This is a genomic window from Glaciecola sp. HA4-3 (genome assembly GCF_055693685.1).
The window spans coordinates 1,051,680-1,067,505 of sequence record NZ_CM146340.1; the positions used below are offsets into that span (position 1 = coordinate 1,051,680).

Sequence of the window (15,826 nt, forward strand, 5' to 3'; positions counted from 1 at the left end):
AAAAGCCCGCAATAGTACGGGCTTTTTCAGTGTAGGCGTAATTACCAAATGCGCACTCTATCCTCTGGTGCGACATAAAGCTTATCACCTTCTTTCACATCAAAGGCTTTATACCAAGCATCGTGATTTCTTGGAGCAAGCGCTCTAAATCTACCTTAGTGCATGTGTACCACCTTTGAGCTGATTAAGCATGCTTTGCTCTGTGCGCTTTTCTCGCCAAACTTGCGCCCATGCTAAAAAGAAACGTTGATCGCCAGTGAAGCCATTAATAACAGGTGCTTCTTCACCATTAAGACTTAACTGATAAGCGTGATACGCCATCGCTAAGCCACCGACATCACCAATATTTTCACCCAAGCTATTTGCACCGTTAACGTTATGACCTTCGATGGGAGAATATTGATTATATTGCTCTACGAGTGTTGCAGTTTTGGCTTCAAAAGCGGCGCGGTCTTCATCTGTCCACCAGTTACGTTGTACACCCATTGCATCAGATTTAGAACCTTGGTCGTCAAAACCGTGGCCCATTTCATGCCCGATTACCGCGCCAATTGCACCGTAGTTAACAGCTGGATCAGCATTAGGGTCAAAAAATGGCGCTTGAAGTATGCCAGCAGGGAATACAATTTCGTTAAATGTCGAATTGTAATAGGCATTGACTTGTTGTGGCGTCATAAACCATTGTGTACGATCTGTTGTTTCAAACTCTCTGGCAACTTGTTTGTTTTGAAAAAACTGTCGTAGTGTTTGCACATTTCCAACAAGATCGTCAGATGATAATGTTAATCCTTCAAACGACTCCCAAACATCTGGGTAACCCACTTTAGGTACAAATGCCATTAGCTTTTCTTTCGCATTTACTTTTGTTTCTTCACCCATCCAATCTAAATTAGTAATGCGCTCATCAAGTGCTTTACGTAAATTTTCAACTAGCTCTACCATTTGTGTTTTCGAGCTTTCAGGGAAGTGACGCTCGACATAAACCTTGCCCAGAGCAAAACCAAGGCTTTGCGTGCTTGATAAAGCAGATACTGCTCTTTTCCAACGTGGACGAGGTTCTTGTTGACCATTTAAGGTGGTGCCATAAAACGCAAAGTTAGTATTATAAATTTCTTCAGATAACAAACCAGCATTGCCTGAAATAAGGTGATAACTTAAGTAGTCCTGCCACACTTTTATATCAACGTTATTGAGTAATTCAATCATACCTTTGATAGGCTCTGGTTGTGTGACATTAAGATCTTTTACTGTGAATCCGGTTTGTTCAAAAAATAATGACCAATCAAATCCTTCATAGTTGGCGTTTAGTTCCTCATTTGTTGTCGGATTTAGTGTTAGGTCTCTGTTGCGGCGCTTTTCACGAGGCCACATTACTTCAGCCATTTGCGTTTCAAGTGCTAGTATGGCTTCAGCTTTTTGTTCTGTTTCAGTCATACCGCCTAAAGCTAAGATTTGAGCGATGGAGTTTTTATATTCATTGCGAATATTTATAAACCTTTCACTGTCCTCTAAATAATATGATCTATCTGGTAAGCCAAGGCCACCAACACCAACTGATACTTGATAACTATTTGGATCTAAGCGATTGGCACCCAAACCAACTGAGATAGGCGAATTTGTATTAATCAACCATGCATTGCCCATTATTTTGGTTAGGTCGCTTACGTTGCTGGCGTCAGCAATCATTTGTAAGGCATCTTGAATAGGCGCTACGCCTTTCTTATTTAGGGTTTCTAAGTCCATATAAGCATTGTAATAATCGGCGACTAGCTGCTCTTCAAAACTCAGCTCTGTTTTTGTTGATAAGTCTTCAACAATCGCTTTGATACGTTCTTCGTTTCGCTCAGCTAACACCGAGAATGCACCAAAACGAGTTTTATCTGCAGGCATCACATAGTTATCATACCAAGTGCCACTGGCATACATGAAAAAATCGTCTCCAGGCTTTATCTGCGTGTTCATTGCTGATGTTTCAATACCAAACTCACCTAACTCAGGCTTTGTGATAGTTTGTTCAACGCTTGCTTGTTCAGTGCTTTGAGCGACAACACTGTTTGCTTCAGGTTGTTCACTGCAAGCAGATAAAGCAATACTAGATAGTACTGCAATCGCGATAATTGATTTTTTCATGGGGACCCTTCTGTCGTTATTAGTTTTATGATGTAAGTATTACAGCGCCATAGAGCTTTATCATTGCTTTTATATGTTATGGCATCGTTTGTATGCATATACTGTTGTTATATGCTATCACAGCATCATATTGTATGTGCTGCCACTTTATCAAGCCATCTACACAGCTTGTAACAATTTATTGATTATCAGTCGATAACTTAAATGGTAACAATGATGCTGAGGCTTTGAAGTAATGCATTATTTGAGGTGTCTCTGTGTTTAAGAAGTTTTGAACGGCTTGATCAAATGCAGGTTCAATCATAAAGTGATTAGAATGACATAGGGTAGGTTCAAATCCGCGTAAAATTTTATGTTCGCCCTGTGTCCCGGGATTAAACAAATCAATGCCGCGCTCTATACAAAATTCGATACCTTGATAATAACAAGCTTCAAAATGTAAGCCAGAAACCTCTTCAAGTGCTCCCCAATAACGCCCATACAGGCCATTTTCGTCATACAGAAACAACGCTGCGGCAATTTTGCTGGTGTCGTTTTCTGCCAAAACTAACAAGATATTATCGGCGCATTTAGCGTGGAGCTGTTTAAAAAACGCTTCAGACAAATATCCGGTATGGCCAGAGCGTTTAAGATAAGTTTGCTGATAACAACGATAGAAAAAATCCATATCTTGTGGCGAAATATCCGTACCAGTAAGCCGACTGACACGGGTATGTTGTTTGCCAATACCTTTTCGCTCTTTTTTAATTGAACGCCTGCGTCTTGCTGTCATTTCATTAAGATAATCATCAAAGTCTTTGTAAGATCTCATTGTGCCAATTAAATTGCACAGATATCCGTTGATGAAAACCATGTTCCTTTTTCATTTTTGATGACGATTGTTTGACAAATAAAAAATGTAGCGAGGATACTTTCAAAGATTCTGCAATGGCCTGACGATTTTTATCAAGGTGAGAAATAATTGCTTTTTCGTCTATTTTTTCGCTATTTAGCAGTAATCTTGGACCTGTTACTGGGGTAAAAGGAATGGCATTTATCCATTTGGGGTAATAAGAAAGCCCGTGTTGCTGATATGCATGAGCCCAGCTGTGGTCAAAGACATACTCACCATAGGAATGATGTTTAATATAGCCGGGCATAAACGCGACTACTTCATCGTTATGTTTGATTAACCAGTGGCATACGGTCCATCCAGTAGAGGTTTGCAAAAGATTATCATCATCGATAATGGCCGTGTTGGATTTACTAGAGTCGACACATGATGTGTTTTCTAGCGCAGATAAAAATTCATAGCTTAAGAAGGGGCTTGAAGCGTCTATATCTGTTAGTTGCGAAAATTCTGCCTGGGAAATTTCGTCAATACTACCAATACTAATCCATTGAAGATTCATATGTAGGTTGTGTGCCTTTTAAAATGTCGGTTATTATATAGGTTATGGTGTTGAAATATCGACACCTGCAATCGCACAATTGATTGAATCAACTTCATTTAATTGCAACTTAACGCTTTTCGATTGAATATTAATGATAGCGCAATAATGAATACACAAACGGAACATTAATGGATTCAGAACAATCAAAAGTTATCAATCAAATTATTATGCGTATGCTCGCAAGGCGAGAGTATAGCGAACATGAGCTATATCAGAAGCTTCAAGCTAAACAATACAATTTGAGTATTATTGAATTGTGTATTGAAGAGTACAAACGCCAAAACCTTCAATCTGACAGTCGCTTTGCAGTAAGCTATATCAGGGGGGCCTACAATAAAGGAAAGGGGCCTACTGTTATTCGACATATACTGTCTAGTCATAATATTGCCAGCGAAGTCATTGAAGCGGGTATTGATAACCAAGAGCTTGATTGGTACGAATTAGCGAAGCAAGTAAGAGTGAAGAAGTTTGGCGGCGAAGTACCTAAAGCGTTTATAGAAAAGCAAAAGCAAATGAAGTTTCTGCAATACAGGGGCTTTGAGCAAGACCACATCAACGAAGCGTTCTGATCTTTTAATTTTTACTAGACTGTTAAAACGTCTTTTATGGTCTTGGTCTATGTAATATTTATTACCCTTTGAGCTTACTAAATAAACTTAATTTTTGACCTAAATAATGCTATTGTTCGCGAATAAAATCCTAAGTGAGTTTTTGTGATGAATTTTGCGCGGATAGTGCACTAACTAGTGTGCAAAATCATTGGTTTATAGGTAACTTACTTAGCTAATAAATTGAACTCGATACGTGAATACAATAGGACCATTAATGACACGCTCAACTGCCGATATCAGACGCGCCTTTTTAGATTTTTTTGCCAAACATCAACATCAAGAGGTCGCGACATCTTCACTGGTACCTCATGATGATCCTACTTTGCTTTTTACCAATGCAGGTATGAATCAATTTAAAGACGTATTTTTAGGCCAAGAAAAACGCGCATACTCTAGAGCAACTTCATCGCAGCGATGTGTTCGTGCTGGTGGTAAACATAATGATTTAGAAAATGTAGGGTATACCGCCCGACACCATACTTTTTTTGAAATGTTGGGAAATTTTAGTTTTGGTGATTACTTTAAAAAAGAAGCGATCGGTTTTGCATGGACTTTTTTGACGCAAGAGTTAGGTTTAGACAAAGAAAAGCTGCTTGTAACGGTTTATCATGAAGATGATGAAGCATTTGATATTTGGGAAAAAGTAATTGGGGTGCCAAAAGAGCGCATTATTCGTATCTCTACCTCAGATAATTTTTGGTCAATGGGCGACACAGGTCCTTGTGGTCCATGCTCTGAAATCTTCTATGACCATGGCGAACATATTTGGGGCGGTCCTCCTGGCTCGCCTGAAGAAGACGGTGATAGGTTTATAGAAATCTGGAATCTTGTATTCATGCAGTTTAACCGTCAGGCAAATGGCGATATGTTACCGCTTCCTAAGCCATCTATTGACACGGGAATGGGGCTAGAGCGCATAGCCGCTATCTTGCAAAATGTTCATAGTAATTATGAGATTGACCTTTTCCAAGCATTAATCAAAGACGCAGCTTCGGTTGTGGGTACTCAAGATTTTGAAAATAAGTCCTTAAGAGTCATTGCTGACCATATTAGGTCATGCGCCTTTTTAATTTGTGATGGTGTCGTACCTTCAAACGAAGGAAGGGCTTATGTATTAAGGCGAATTGTCAGAAGAGCTGTGCGCCACGGATATAAACTAGGTGCCAAAAATGTATTTTTCTACAAATTGGTATCACAGCTAGTTACGCAAATGGGTGAGGCATATCCAGAGCTGGTAAAAAATCAAAGTATGATTGAAAAAGTTCTTCGCATAGAAGAAGAGCAATTTTTAAATACCTTATCACGCGGTATGGCCATTCTTAACGACACATTACCTAAACTGAAAAGTAAAACCGTGCCTTAGCGAAGTAATATTTAAATTATACGATACCTATGGGTTTCCAATTGATTTAACTGGAGATATCGCTCGCGAACAAGGTTTCAGCCTCGATGAAGAAGGCTTTGATAAAGCCATGCAAGCGCAAAAAGCATTGGCGCAATCTGCAAGTAAATTTGGCAATGACTACAATAACAATTTGTCGATTGAGCATGAGACGACATTTACCGGGTATGAAAGTTTAAGTGAAACCGTCACTGTCAAAGAAATCATCGCAACACAGGGTGATAGCCAAGTAAGTGTTGATAGAGCGAGTGAAGGTGATGTTCTTGTCGTGTTCGACCATACGCCATTTTATGCTGAGTCAGGCGGCCAATCGGGTGATACCGGTGTAATTCAGTGGAAAGCTCAAACGGCTAATGTGAATGCATATATTAAGGATACTCAAAAAGTCGGCGCTGCATTTGTGCATGCTTTATCGCTTGAGGATACCTTAAGTGTTGGCGACACTGTTCAAGTCAGTGTTGATAGGGCCAGAGCGTGAAGCGATAAAACTAAATCACAGCGCGACTCATTTATTACATGCGGCGCTTCGCCAAGTATTAGGCGAGCATGTCAGTCAAAAAGGCTCACTAGTAGAAGCTGATAAATTACGCTTTGATTTTTCTCACCTTGACGCTATTGATAAAGCAACGCTTAGCGAGATTGAAAATATCGTTAATGACCAGATTAGACAAAACAACTCACTTTCTACCAAGCTTATGGCCTTAGATGAGGCGAAAGCGGCTGGCGCAATGGCCTTATTTGGTGAGAAGTATGACGATGAAGTACGTGTTGTCAGTATGGGAGATTTTTCTACTGAATTGTGCGGTGGTACACATGTTGAGCGAACAGGTGATATCGGCTTGTTTAGAATTGTCTCAGAAGGTGGTATTTCCTCTGGTGTGCGACGTATTGAAGCAATTACAGGTCAATCGGCGCTCTCTTTTAGTCAAAATGAATCTGATGTTTTGTCAGAACTAGCGCAGTTATTAAAATCTGACAAAACAAAGCTAGTCGACAAAGCTGAGCAAGTACTTAGTCAATTGAAGTTATCTGACAAATCTTTAGCGCAATTAAAACAACAAGTAGCAGGTGCAAAATCAAAAAACCTTATCGATAAGGTAGTCACGATTAAGGGTATAAAGGTTTTGGTAAGCGAAGTGACGGATGCTGAGCCTAAGGCGCTTCGTTCAATGATGGATGAGCTAAAAAATCAATTACAATCGGGAGTGATTGTATTGGGATTAGCGACAAATGATAAAGTTAACTTAATTACGGGTGTGACCAAAGATTTAACCGAAACTTATCATGCTGGCAAATTAGTCAGTCACTTGGCGCAACAAGTCGGTGGAAAAGGTGGAGGGCGTCCAGATATGGCTCAAGCCGGTGGTGCTCATGTTGATAAGCTCACTGAAGCACTTAATTCCGTTGAAGCTTGGTTAATTGAAAACAGTTAGTAATAGTGCTGATTGAATTCTACAAACGAGACTTCACTTAAGTTTTTTTAAAGTAAAAGAGTATGTGTTTGGTTTATCTGATAAATTTAAGAGATTGTCTGGCGCACTCAAAATCTTTGTCTTATACTTATAGCTAAAGGACAGTTACGAACACATACATTCTTTGAAAGTATGGTGTGTAATGATACGTTCAATCATTTAATTAAGCGAAATTACAGGAGCATTGCATGCTTATTTTAACTCGCCGAGTAGGCGAAATTCTCATGGTGGGTGATAACGTAACTGTGACAGTACTAGGCGTTAAAGGAAATCAGGTTCGAATTGGTGTTAATGCACCAAAAGACGTGTCTGTTCATCGTGAAGAAATTTACATGCGTATCCAAGCTGAAAAAGGGAATGGAAACGTCGCTGAAGGATAGTTCAGTCTATTGTTATTTTGTCAAAAGCTCGATTTTTAGATCGAGCTTTTTGTTTTTATAAGACTGATGTTTTTTATATTGGTTAATTTTATAGCGTTTGTGGATTTTGCGCTAAAAAAGCATTGACTTACTGTGCTGTTTCAGTAAACTTGCGCTCCACAAATTGGAGAGGTGGCCGAGTGGCTGAAGGCGCTCCCCTGCTAAGGGAGTATAGGGTTTGTAGCCCTATCGAGGGTTCGAATCCCTCTCTCTCCGCCATTTGTGTTTGATTACAGCGCGTGCGTAGCTCAGCTGGATAGAGTACCTGACTACGAACCAGGCGGTCGGAGGTTCGAATCCTTCCGCACGCGCCAATATCAAACACAAGTATATAGTTTCTGCGCGTGCGTAGCTCAGCTGGATAGAGTACCTTAGCTACGAACCAGGCGGTCGGAGGTTCGAATCCTTCCGCACGCGCCACATACAAAACAACCGCTTAAGTGCGGTTTTTTTGTGTCTATTTAAAAGCAAAAACATGTTTCTAATCTCTTTTCATTTCTAAAATAATCAGTCCGTTGCGCGTAAATATTCATGAAAACTGAATATTATGCACGAAATTAGTCTTAATCTTTGATTTTACGCATACTTATCAGTTTTTTCCGTTGTTTTTGTTCGTCTTACATGATATTTAATCATACATACTAACAGCGTGTGAACGTCACAACATTATTAGGATTTTTATGGGTGAGCAACTTTTAGAGGCAGCCATGCTCATGGGCGTAGGGATGGCAGTTGTATTTGCCTTTTTAACAATGCTCATTGCAGGAATTATATCAATAGCTTCAATCGCTAAATTTTTCCCTGATGCTAACTTATCTTCAGATAAACCAAAGCAATATTCTTGTAATACAACAACGGACAATCAATACACAACAGTGAATTTAAGTTCTCAAGAACTTGCCATTATCAGTACTGCCGTCAATGCCCATCGACGTCAATCGTAAAAACTTAGGAACTTTATCGTTATGTCAACGCCATTAAAAATTACAGAGCTTGTATTACGAGATGCTCATCAATCGCTATTAGCGACTCGCCTGCGTCTTGATGACATGCTTCCCATAGCTGAAAAGCTCGACAAGCTAGGATATTGGTCAATGGAGTCTTGGGGAGGCGCCACTTTTGATGCGTGCATTCGCTATTTAGGCGAAGACCCATGGGAGCGTATTAGAGCGATAAAAAATGCAATGCCTAATACCCCCCAGCAGATGTTATTGCGTGGTCAAAACTTGTTGGGTTATCGTCATTACGCTGATGATGTTGTCATTAAATTTGTAGAGCGTGCACATAAAAATGGTGTTGATGTTTTTAGAATATTTGATGCGATGAATGATGTTCGTAATTTACAGACCGCGATTAAAGCAACAAAAGATGTCGGTGCCCATGCGCAAGGCACCCTCGCTTATACGATTAGCCCAGTACATGATCTTCAATTTTGGTTAGACATGGCAAAAAGTATCGAGGATATGGGTGTTGATTCTATTTGTATCAAAGATATGGCAGGGTTACTGAAACCCTATGATTGCGAACAGTTAGTCAGTGAATTGAAAGCAACAGTTGGCGTGCCAATTGCGATGCAATGCCACGCAACAACTGGTTTAAGCACTGCCACTTATCAAAAAGCAATTGATGCGGGTATTGATATTCTTGATACCGCCATTAGCCCTATGAGCATGACTTATGGGCATAGTGCGACCGAGACCATTGCTGCTATTGTGGATGGCACACAACGAGATACTCAACTTGATACCGAATTAATGGCCGAGATTGCGACCTATTTTAGGTCAATACGAACAAAGTACGCACAGTTTGAAGGGAGTTTAAAAGGTGTCGATGCTAGGATATTAACCGCGCAAGTGCCCGGCGGTATGCTGACCAATATGGAAAGCCAACTCAAAGAGCAGGGTGCTGAAGACAAATTTGATGAAGTCTTACTTGAAATTCCAAGAGTCCGAGAGGATCTTGGTTTTATCCCTCTAGTGACACCAACATCTCAAATAGTGGGTACACAGGCAGTCATTAATGTAATGACTGGTGAACGCTACAAATCTATTTCAAAAGAAACCGCTGGCGTACTAAAAGGTGAATATGGCGCAACAGCCGCACCTGTTAACAAGGCACTGCAAACTAAAGTGCTAGCGGGAGAGGAAGCAATTACATGTCGTCCAGCAGATCTTATTGCCCCTGAATTAGACGAGCTTGAAGCAGACTTAAAAGCGATCGCTGCAGATAAAAGTATGACACTGGCAAGTGATGAGATAGACGACGTGCTTACATATGCCTTGTTTCCACAAATTGGCCTTAAGTTTTTGGAAAACAGGCACAAACCTGAGGCCTTTGAGGCGCCACCTTCTCCCCCTGATGTCTCAATAGATGCTGGAAGCATGGCACCTGTTCAAGGGGATGCCTGTAGCTACCAAGTTAGCTTAGATGGGAAGGTATATCGAGTAGATGTCGCTGAAAGTGGCGAGATAGCAAATGTCAGCCAAGCTTCATTAGCAACTCCTAGTAATATTGGTTCTCATAGTGCAGCACAAACACCATCGATTTCAGTCAATAGTACAGAAATAAAAGCCCCCTATCGGGCAACATTTTTAAAGTCATCGTTGAAGAAGGTCAACTAATCCAAGAAGGTGACGTGATTGTTATTTTAGAAGCGATGAAGATGGAAACTGAAGTGCGAAGCACGGTCAGCGGCACGGTGCAACAAATTTCGACCAAAGAAGGTGATTCAGTTCAATCAGGCCAAACCCTTATGTTGGTGGGCTAAAAATGGATAAGTTATCAATTTTATGGCAAAGCACTGCAATCCCTCACTTTGAGTTGGGGCAAGTCATCATGATGGCAGTAGGCTTAGGGCTTTTATATTTAGCGATTGTAAAAAAGTTTGAGCCATTACTATTGCTGCCAATTGGTTTTGGAGCGTTATTGACCAATATACCATTAGCGGGCTTTAGTGAGGCCGGCGGTTTATTGCATTACATATATTATATTGGTGTTGATACTGGTGTGTTTCCATTATTGATTTTTATGGGTGTGGGCGCGATGACAGATTTTGGCGCGTTAATCGCTAATCCACGAATGTTGTTGCTTGGAGCGGCAGCTCAGTTCGGTATTTTTGCAACACTTTTTGGGGCAATACTTCTCAATGGTATTCCCGGCTTTGAATTTAGCCTACAAGACGCTTCAGCTATCGCAATAATAGGCGGCGCAGATGGACCCACAGCGATATTTTTGGCCTCTAAATTAGCCCCAGAACTACTCGGTGCTATCGCAGTTGCTGCATACTCATACATGGCACTGGTCCCAATTATTCAGCCTCCCATCATGAAGGCACTCACTACGCCTGATGAACGCAAGCTTGAAATGAAACAATTACGTGTTGTGTCTCGATTTGAGAAAGTATTATTTCCAATCGCGGTATTAATATTGACTCTGATATTTTTACCAACTGCAACACCACTTGTTGGGATGTTTTGCTTTGGTAATCTTTTAAAAGAGAGCGGAGTTGTCGAACGCCTTAGTTATACTGCACAAAATTCGCTAATTAATACAGTCACTATCTTTTTAGGCTTAGCGGTTGGGTCTAAATTATCGTCAGAAGATTTTTTGACACTGGAAACCATCGGAATTTTGGCGCTTGGTGCCGTGGCCTTTTCAATTGGGACTGCTGCTGGCGTGCTAATGGCAAAATTAATGAACAAGCTTAGCAAAGAAACGATTAACCCTTTAGTAGGGGCTGCTGGCGTATCAGCTGTACCAATGGCGGCAAGGGTTGTCAACAAAGTTGGCTTAGAAGCCAACCCACATAACTTCTTGTTAATGCATGCAATGGGGCCAAATGTTGCCGGAGTATTAGGTAGCGCCGTTGCCGCAGGTATCTTGTTGGCGTTAGTGGGGTGAAAATTTAGCGAAAAGTTTTGGAACAAATATTGCTTTGCCTTAAAAAATAGAAGATATGTTCAATTTTTATAAGGTTCGGAACAATGTTAAGATTTTCGTCAACCCTCGTATTTACCGCCTTAATGTGCGTGGGGTTGCCACTTAATGCCCAAGAAGAACCGAATCAAATCAGTACTATTCGATATCAAGATGGAGAGGAACTTTTCTTAACAGTCAGAACTAAACAATTTGAACTTGGTACTGCAATTGGCTTAGTAAAAAATGAATCTGTTTATATAGAGCTAGAAGAGTTTTTTCAATTAATTGATTTTCCAATTGAATTAAGTCTTAACAAGTATGAAGGTTGGTATATCAATGAGTCCAATCGCTTCTCTCTAGACTTTAATCCAGTGATTAATTCCCCCTTGAGTCAGTGATTGTCCAACTTTCTGCACAAAATATTCAGCTGGACCCCAGTGATTTTGTGTTTCATGATGGCCGTTATTACATTAATTACAAAACCGTATCAAAGTGGTTTGAATTAAACGCCACAATTAATTTTACCAATTTAGACTTTTTACTGGAACCAACTAACAAGCTTCCGTTTCAGATTAGACTTGCAAGGCAAGAAAATCCTTTTTCCATCAACAACAAACAAAAAGTAGCAAGATTTCCTCATTTGTATCGCGGTTATGAAATCCTCTCATCGCAAACATTAGACGCTCAAATAGGTTTTAGTTACGACAACGATGACGAAACAACAAGTCGATATTCTATTCTTGGAAATCGTGATATCGCGATGGTAAATACTCGCTTTTTTATGAGTGGCTTTGATGATGATGTGTTAAAAGATTCTCGTTTGACCTTTTCAAAAGAGTCAAATAACAAAGACCTCCTGGGAATATTAAATGCTTCAACTGTTGAGGTTGGCGACATCGTGCCTGTAAACATACGCGGGTTGTCATCTAGTAATCAAAGTAGAGGTTTATTTGTTTCTAATCGTGATTTGTTCCAAAGCTTTAATTTTGAAACTGTTGATTTAATTGGCCCAGTAGACGTTAATTGGGATGTCGAACTGTACCGAAACAATGTACTGATTGAACGCATTGTTGATATCACAAGCGGTCAATATGAGTTTAGAGATATAGACTTGTTTTACGGTCAAAACAATTTAGAAATCCGATTTTATGGGCCACAGGGACAGTTTCGAACTGAGACCTATCAACAAATTGTAGATCGGAATACCAAACTAGAAAGAGAATTAGAATACTCGCTTTCGTTTGTGGATTTAGCTGACAATCTCTTGGGAACATTAGATACTAATCAGTCTGGCTATGAACTAGCCGGTCAATATCGTTTTAGTGTTAATAATGATACGAGTTTACGCCTGTTTCATCGTAATAGATTTGAAACAGATGACAATATTAATAACAATAACGCTTCAAACGTGGCGGGCTTGGGCGTAACGAGTCGACTTTTTAATCGAATTATTTTTGATAATGATACTGCTGTAGGCAATGACGATTTCCTAAGAACTGAAAACTCTTTAAGAACTGCGTTCGGACAACAGAGTTTACGACTAAATCATGTTTACGAAAGAGATGTGACCGGGCTTGAAGTTCAACAATTTAACTTGGTCAACTCAGGTCGATTACTCTTTGAGTCGCAGTCAAGACTCAATTATCAAAACGAAATTAATTTTCAATCGACCGAAGATATATCTGATATTTTAACGATATCGAACAACATCGGTTTAACAATACTAAATACTCGCTTATTTAATTTAATTGAGTTTTCTCGCGAATCTGACAAACAAACAGATACAACGAATGATTTCATTACAAACACACTTAACCTCGAAAGAGTATTTGGACGTGCCTTAATCAGAACAGGGCTGAGTTTTTCTGACCGATTCGAAGAAGATTTTTCATTATCTGTGATAGATACTAACATTAGTTGGTCTATCAACGACCGTCTAAGTACTTTTATTAATCATCGTTACTTTGTAGATACAAAACAAAATAATGTGAGAGCTGGGCTCGAATATAAAAATGGAAATTACTACATCAATGGAAATGCGCGATATTTCGATGATGATAATTGGGAATTAGGTCTGAACTTAAGAATTAACCTAGGTTATAGCCATTCAAATGAACAAGTTTTTGCATCCGATAGATCGGTCACTAACTCTGGGAATGTTTTGGTTCGTGTCTTTATTGATAAAAATTTAAATGCTAGGTATGACGACGGTGAGTACATTGTTGAAAATGCGCGAGTTCATTCGGTACAAACATCAAGACGTGCTGATACGAATCCGCAGGGTATTGCAGAATTATTGGGAATGACGTCTCAAAAGAAAACCGATATTTATGTCGACTTATCAAAAGTACAAGAGCCTTACCTTCTGCCACTAATTGACGGTTTTTCGATTACGCCAAGGGCTGGCATTACTCATGAGGTAGATTTTCCGCTCGTGTATTTTTCTGAATTAGAAGGGGTAGTGCAGACCAGTTTGCTCAATGGAAATCTAGAAGAAAGAGCAAATCAATCGGTTTTATTGATTGATACGAAATCAAATAAAGTAGTTCAAAGCACTAAAACTGCATTTGATGGTTACTTTTTTATGACTAATTTAAGGCCCGGTCGTTATTTGCTGCGCGTTGATCAGGATTCATATAACCCAGTTGAATATGTAGCAACCGACTTGGACATCCAAGTCAGCAATACTCCTTTACTAATAGTAGACAAGACGCTTGAGATCAAGGAAGTAAATCACCTTAAAGGCTTCATTACTGCCATCGCGCAATTTAACAGTGTTGAGAAAGCTAATTTTTATAAAGAAGCATTAAAGCAATCAAGAGCGTCAAGCCTTGTCAACAATAGTGTAATTGTTGAAAAACAAAGGCTCACTTATGTCGCTACGGGGTTTTACGCGACAATTGAGCAAGCGCAAGCCCGATGCGAAGTGTTGAAAAAGAGTTTTAGTAACTGCAATGTCGTTCAGCATTCAATTTCAAAATCTTAATACAGATTGGCATTTTTTGTGCAAGGCTTGCTAACCATATTAACGTTTATGTAGTAATGCAAATTTACGATCTTTGATAGGTATCCGAAATGACTATAAATCAAAAAGCAATAAAACTTGTCTTGTTGACTTGCACAGTGAGCCTTTCGGCGTGTTTATCAACGGAGTCAGTTTCTACAAACGAGAGAATAAAAGCAGACAAAATTGAAAGTGTTTACGATGAGCTTCAGCAGTGGAAAGAGCTGCAACCGTCAATATTACGACTTGTTGAACTAGAACAAGACTTAAGTTACGTCATGCAAGATATTAAGTCGGCTAATGAGAGTTATACTGGTCTCGCCTCACCATCAAACACTCAACAAACTGGGTTTACTTCATTTTCAGAACCACCACAGGCAATTGAGAATGATTCTGCGCCAGAGATGGCTAATATCGCGGGTAACTCTAGATTTCAAAATATACTAGAGGTTGACAATGTTGCTGATGAACAACAAACCTTTGGTGGCCAAACACTAGAACTTGGAAGCGTACAAAAACCAATGAGCAAAGAGCAAATGCTTGACGTGCAATCCATTGACAATAAGTTTTCTTCGCCGGCCGATAATGAAATTGCACTTAGAGTCGATCGCCATAATACTGCAAATATCGTAGGGCCTGTCAGGGCTGTTGTTCCACCTGATGTTGCTTGCTTGAGTGAGTCAGGAGAATATGCGATTCATTTAGTTTCTTATAGTCAGGAACAAATGATACAACGCGGATGGGCTGAACTTAAAACTACTATCGATCCCATTACGTGTAATCGTCAGCCCAAAGTAGACGAAGTAATAGTCAAAAACAAAAAGTATTTTAGTTTAAGAGTTGGCCCATATAGCTCTAACAACGATGCGCGTCAAATATGTGAAAAAGTGGCTAATGCAGGAATGTACTGCGGTGTTGCTCGGTATACTGGGGTTAGTATATAAATGAGGGCACTTGCTGTTAAAACCATTAAGTATGTTATCGCGCTACAAATGGTTTTTGTTTCATTCTCTATGCAAGCTGATATTAGATTAATACGGCCACTCGAATTCGGCACGATTGCGGTGTTAAATAATTCGTCGATTGAAAATATTACGATTGATCAGTTTGGTAATTTTTCTAAATCATCCAATATTCTTGTTTTGCAACAGGGCGAGCATGGTTTAGTTGAACTTTTTGATTATCCTCCAGGTTCACAGATTGATTTAAGCGCCAGAGTAGTGCAATCGCAGAGTACAACGCCAGTTGTCTCACCTGAAAAATTCACCCTAGATAGTGTAGAAATTGCAAATACTGCGGTGATTGGCCGCTCTGGTACAGCTGAAATACGCTTTGGTGGGGTATTGCAGACTTCTGGCAATGGTAACTTAACCTTTGCTGATACGACCTTTACACACAGAATTGAAATAACCGTTAGTTTTTAGATTTAGGAATTCT

Annotated in this window: 10 protein-coding genes, 3 tRNA genes and 3 pseudogenes; 13 read left to right on the plus strand and 3 right to left on the minus strand. The window is 39.8% G+C overall.

What is annotated here, in order from left to right; all coding sequences use genetic code 11:
* Positions 1-41 precede the first annotated feature (41 nt).
* From ACZ1G6_RS05015 to ACZ1G6_RS05025, 3 genes and pseudogenes are all read right to left on the minus strand, one after another.
* Positions 42-2,130, minus strand: a pseudogene (locus ACZ1G6_RS05015) (M13 family metallopeptidase).
* Positions 2,131-2,308: 178 nt separating this feature from the next.
* Positions 2,309-2,941, minus strand: a complete 633-nt coding sequence (locus ACZ1G6_RS05020; RefSeq protein ID WP_472618329.1) for a GNAT family N-acetyltransferase — start codon at positions 2,939-2,941, stop codon at positions 2,309-2,311.
* Positions 2,919-3,521, minus strand: a complete 603-nt coding sequence (locus ACZ1G6_RS05025) for a peptidogalycan biosysnthesis protein (protein WP_472618330.1) — start codon at positions 3,519-3,521, stop codon at positions 2,919-2,921. The genes ACZ1G6_RS05020 and ACZ1G6_RS05025 overlap by 23 nt, the downstream gene beginning before the upstream one ends.
* Positions 3,522-3,691: 170 nt before the next feature.
* Here ACZ1G6_RS05025 and ACZ1G6_RS05030 point away from each other — a divergent pair, with 170 nt between their 5' ends.
* From ACZ1G6_RS05030 to ACZ1G6_RS05090, 13 genes and pseudogenes are all read left to right on the plus strand, one after another.
* Positions 3,692-4,132: a regulatory protein RecX gene (locus ACZ1G6_RS05030; protein WP_472618331.1), complete on the plus strand. Its 441-nt coding sequence runs from the start codon at positions 3,692-3,694 to the stop codon at positions 4,130-4,132.
* Positions 4,133-4,388: 256 nt separating this feature from the next.
* Positions 4,389-7,009, plus strand: a pseudogene (alaS, locus tag ACZ1G6_RS05035) (alanine--tRNA ligase).
* Between the two features lie 227 nt (positions 7,010-7,236).
* The gene (gene csrA, locus ACZ1G6_RS05040; RefSeq protein ID WP_472618332.1) at positions 7,237-7,428 is read left to right on the plus strand and encodes a carbon storage regulator CsrA; all 192 of its coding nucleotides are present in this window, start codon (positions 7,237-7,239) and stop codon (positions 7,426-7,428) included.
* 165 nt (positions 7,429-7,593) lie between these two features.
* Positions 7,594-7,686, plus strand: a tRNA-Ser gene (locus ACZ1G6_RS05045).
* Positions 7,687-7,704: 18 nt separating this feature from the next.
* Positions 7,705-7,781: transfer RNA gene (locus tag ACZ1G6_RS05050), tRNA-Arg, on the plus strand.
* A 28-nt stretch (positions 7,782-7,809) separates the two neighbouring features.
* Positions 7,810-7,887, plus strand: a tRNA-OTHER gene (locus ACZ1G6_RS05055).
* Positions 7,888-8,147: 260 nt separating this feature from the next.
* A complete protein-coding gene (locus ACZ1G6_RS05060; RefSeq protein ID WP_472618333.1) occupies positions 8,148-8,411 on the plus strand; it encodes an OadG family protein in 264 nt (87 codons plus the stop codon).
* A 21-nt stretch (positions 8,412-8,432) separates the two neighbouring features.
* Positions 8,433-10,234: pseudogene (gene oadA / locus ACZ1G6_RS05065) on the plus strand (sodium-extruding oxaloacetate decarboxylase subunit alpha).
* Between the two features lie 2 nt (positions 10,235-10,236).
* A complete protein-coding gene (locus ACZ1G6_RS05070) occupies positions 10,237-11,367 on the plus strand; it encodes a sodium ion-translocating decarboxylase subunit beta (RefSeq protein ID WP_472618334.1) in 1,131 nt (376 codons plus the stop codon).
* A gap of 83 nt (positions 11,368-11,450) precedes the next feature.
* The gene (locus ACZ1G6_RS05075; protein ID WP_472618335.1) at positions 11,451-11,783 is read left to right on the plus strand and encodes a hypothetical protein; all 333 of its coding nucleotides are present in this window, start codon (positions 11,451-11,453) and stop codon (positions 11,781-11,783) included.
* Positions 11,780-14,371, plus strand: coding sequence for an SPOR domain-containing protein (locus tag ACZ1G6_RS05080; protein ID WP_472618336.1), 2,592 nt, complete (start codon positions 11,780-11,782; stop codon positions 14,369-14,371). Before ACZ1G6_RS05075 ends, ACZ1G6_RS05080 begins: the two co-directional genes overlap by 4 nt.
* 89 nt (positions 14,372-14,460) lie before the next feature.
* Positions 14,461-15,333 (plus strand): SPOR domain-containing protein, encoded by an 873-nt coding sequence (locus ACZ1G6_RS05085; protein ID WP_472618337.1) that lies wholly within the window; start codon positions 14,461-14,463, stop codon positions 15,331-15,333.
* Positions 15,334-15,813, plus strand: a complete 480-nt coding sequence (locus tag ACZ1G6_RS05090; protein WP_472618338.1) for a hypothetical protein — start codon at positions 15,334-15,336, stop codon at positions 15,811-15,813. It abuts the gene before it with no gap.
* Positions 15,814-15,826: the final 13 nt, after the last annotated feature.

Excerpts from the sequence above, each read along its gene's own strand:
- ACZ1G6_RS05020 (WP_472618329.1), bottom strand. The coding sequence starts at position 2,941 with ATGAGATCTTACAAAGACTTTGATGATTATCTTAATGAAATGACAGCA.
- ACZ1G6_RS05025 (WP_472618330.1), bottom strand. The coding sequence starts at position 3,521 with ATGAATCTTCAATGGATTAGTATTGGTAGTATTGACGAAATTTCCCAG.
- ACZ1G6_RS05030 (WP_472618331.1), top strand. The coding sequence starts at position 3,692 with ATGGATTCAGAACAATCAAAAGTTATCAATCAAATTATTATGCGTATG.
- csrA (WP_472618332.1), top strand. The coding sequence starts at position 7,237 with ATGCTTATTTTAACTCGCCGAGTAGGCGAAATTCTCATGGTGGGTGAT.
- ACZ1G6_RS05060 (WP_472618333.1), top strand. The coding sequence starts at position 8,148 with ATGGGTGAGCAACTTTTAGAGGCAGCCATGCTCATGGGCGTAGGGATG.
- ACZ1G6_RS05070 (WP_472618334.1), top strand. The coding sequence starts at position 10,237 with ATGGATAAGTTATCAATTTTATGGCAAAGCACTGCAATCCCTCACTTT.
- ACZ1G6_RS05075 (WP_472618335.1), top strand. The coding sequence starts at position 11,451 with ATGTTAAGATTTTCGTCAACCCTCGTATTTACCGCCTTAATGTGCGTG.
- ACZ1G6_RS05085 (WP_472618337.1), top strand. The coding sequence starts at position 14,461 with ATGACTATAAATCAAAAAGCAATAAAACTTGTCTTGTTGACTTGCACA.
- ACZ1G6_RS05090 (WP_472618338.1), top strand. The coding sequence starts at position 15,334 with ATGAGGGCACTTGCTGTTAAAACCATTAAGTATGTTATCGCGCTACAA.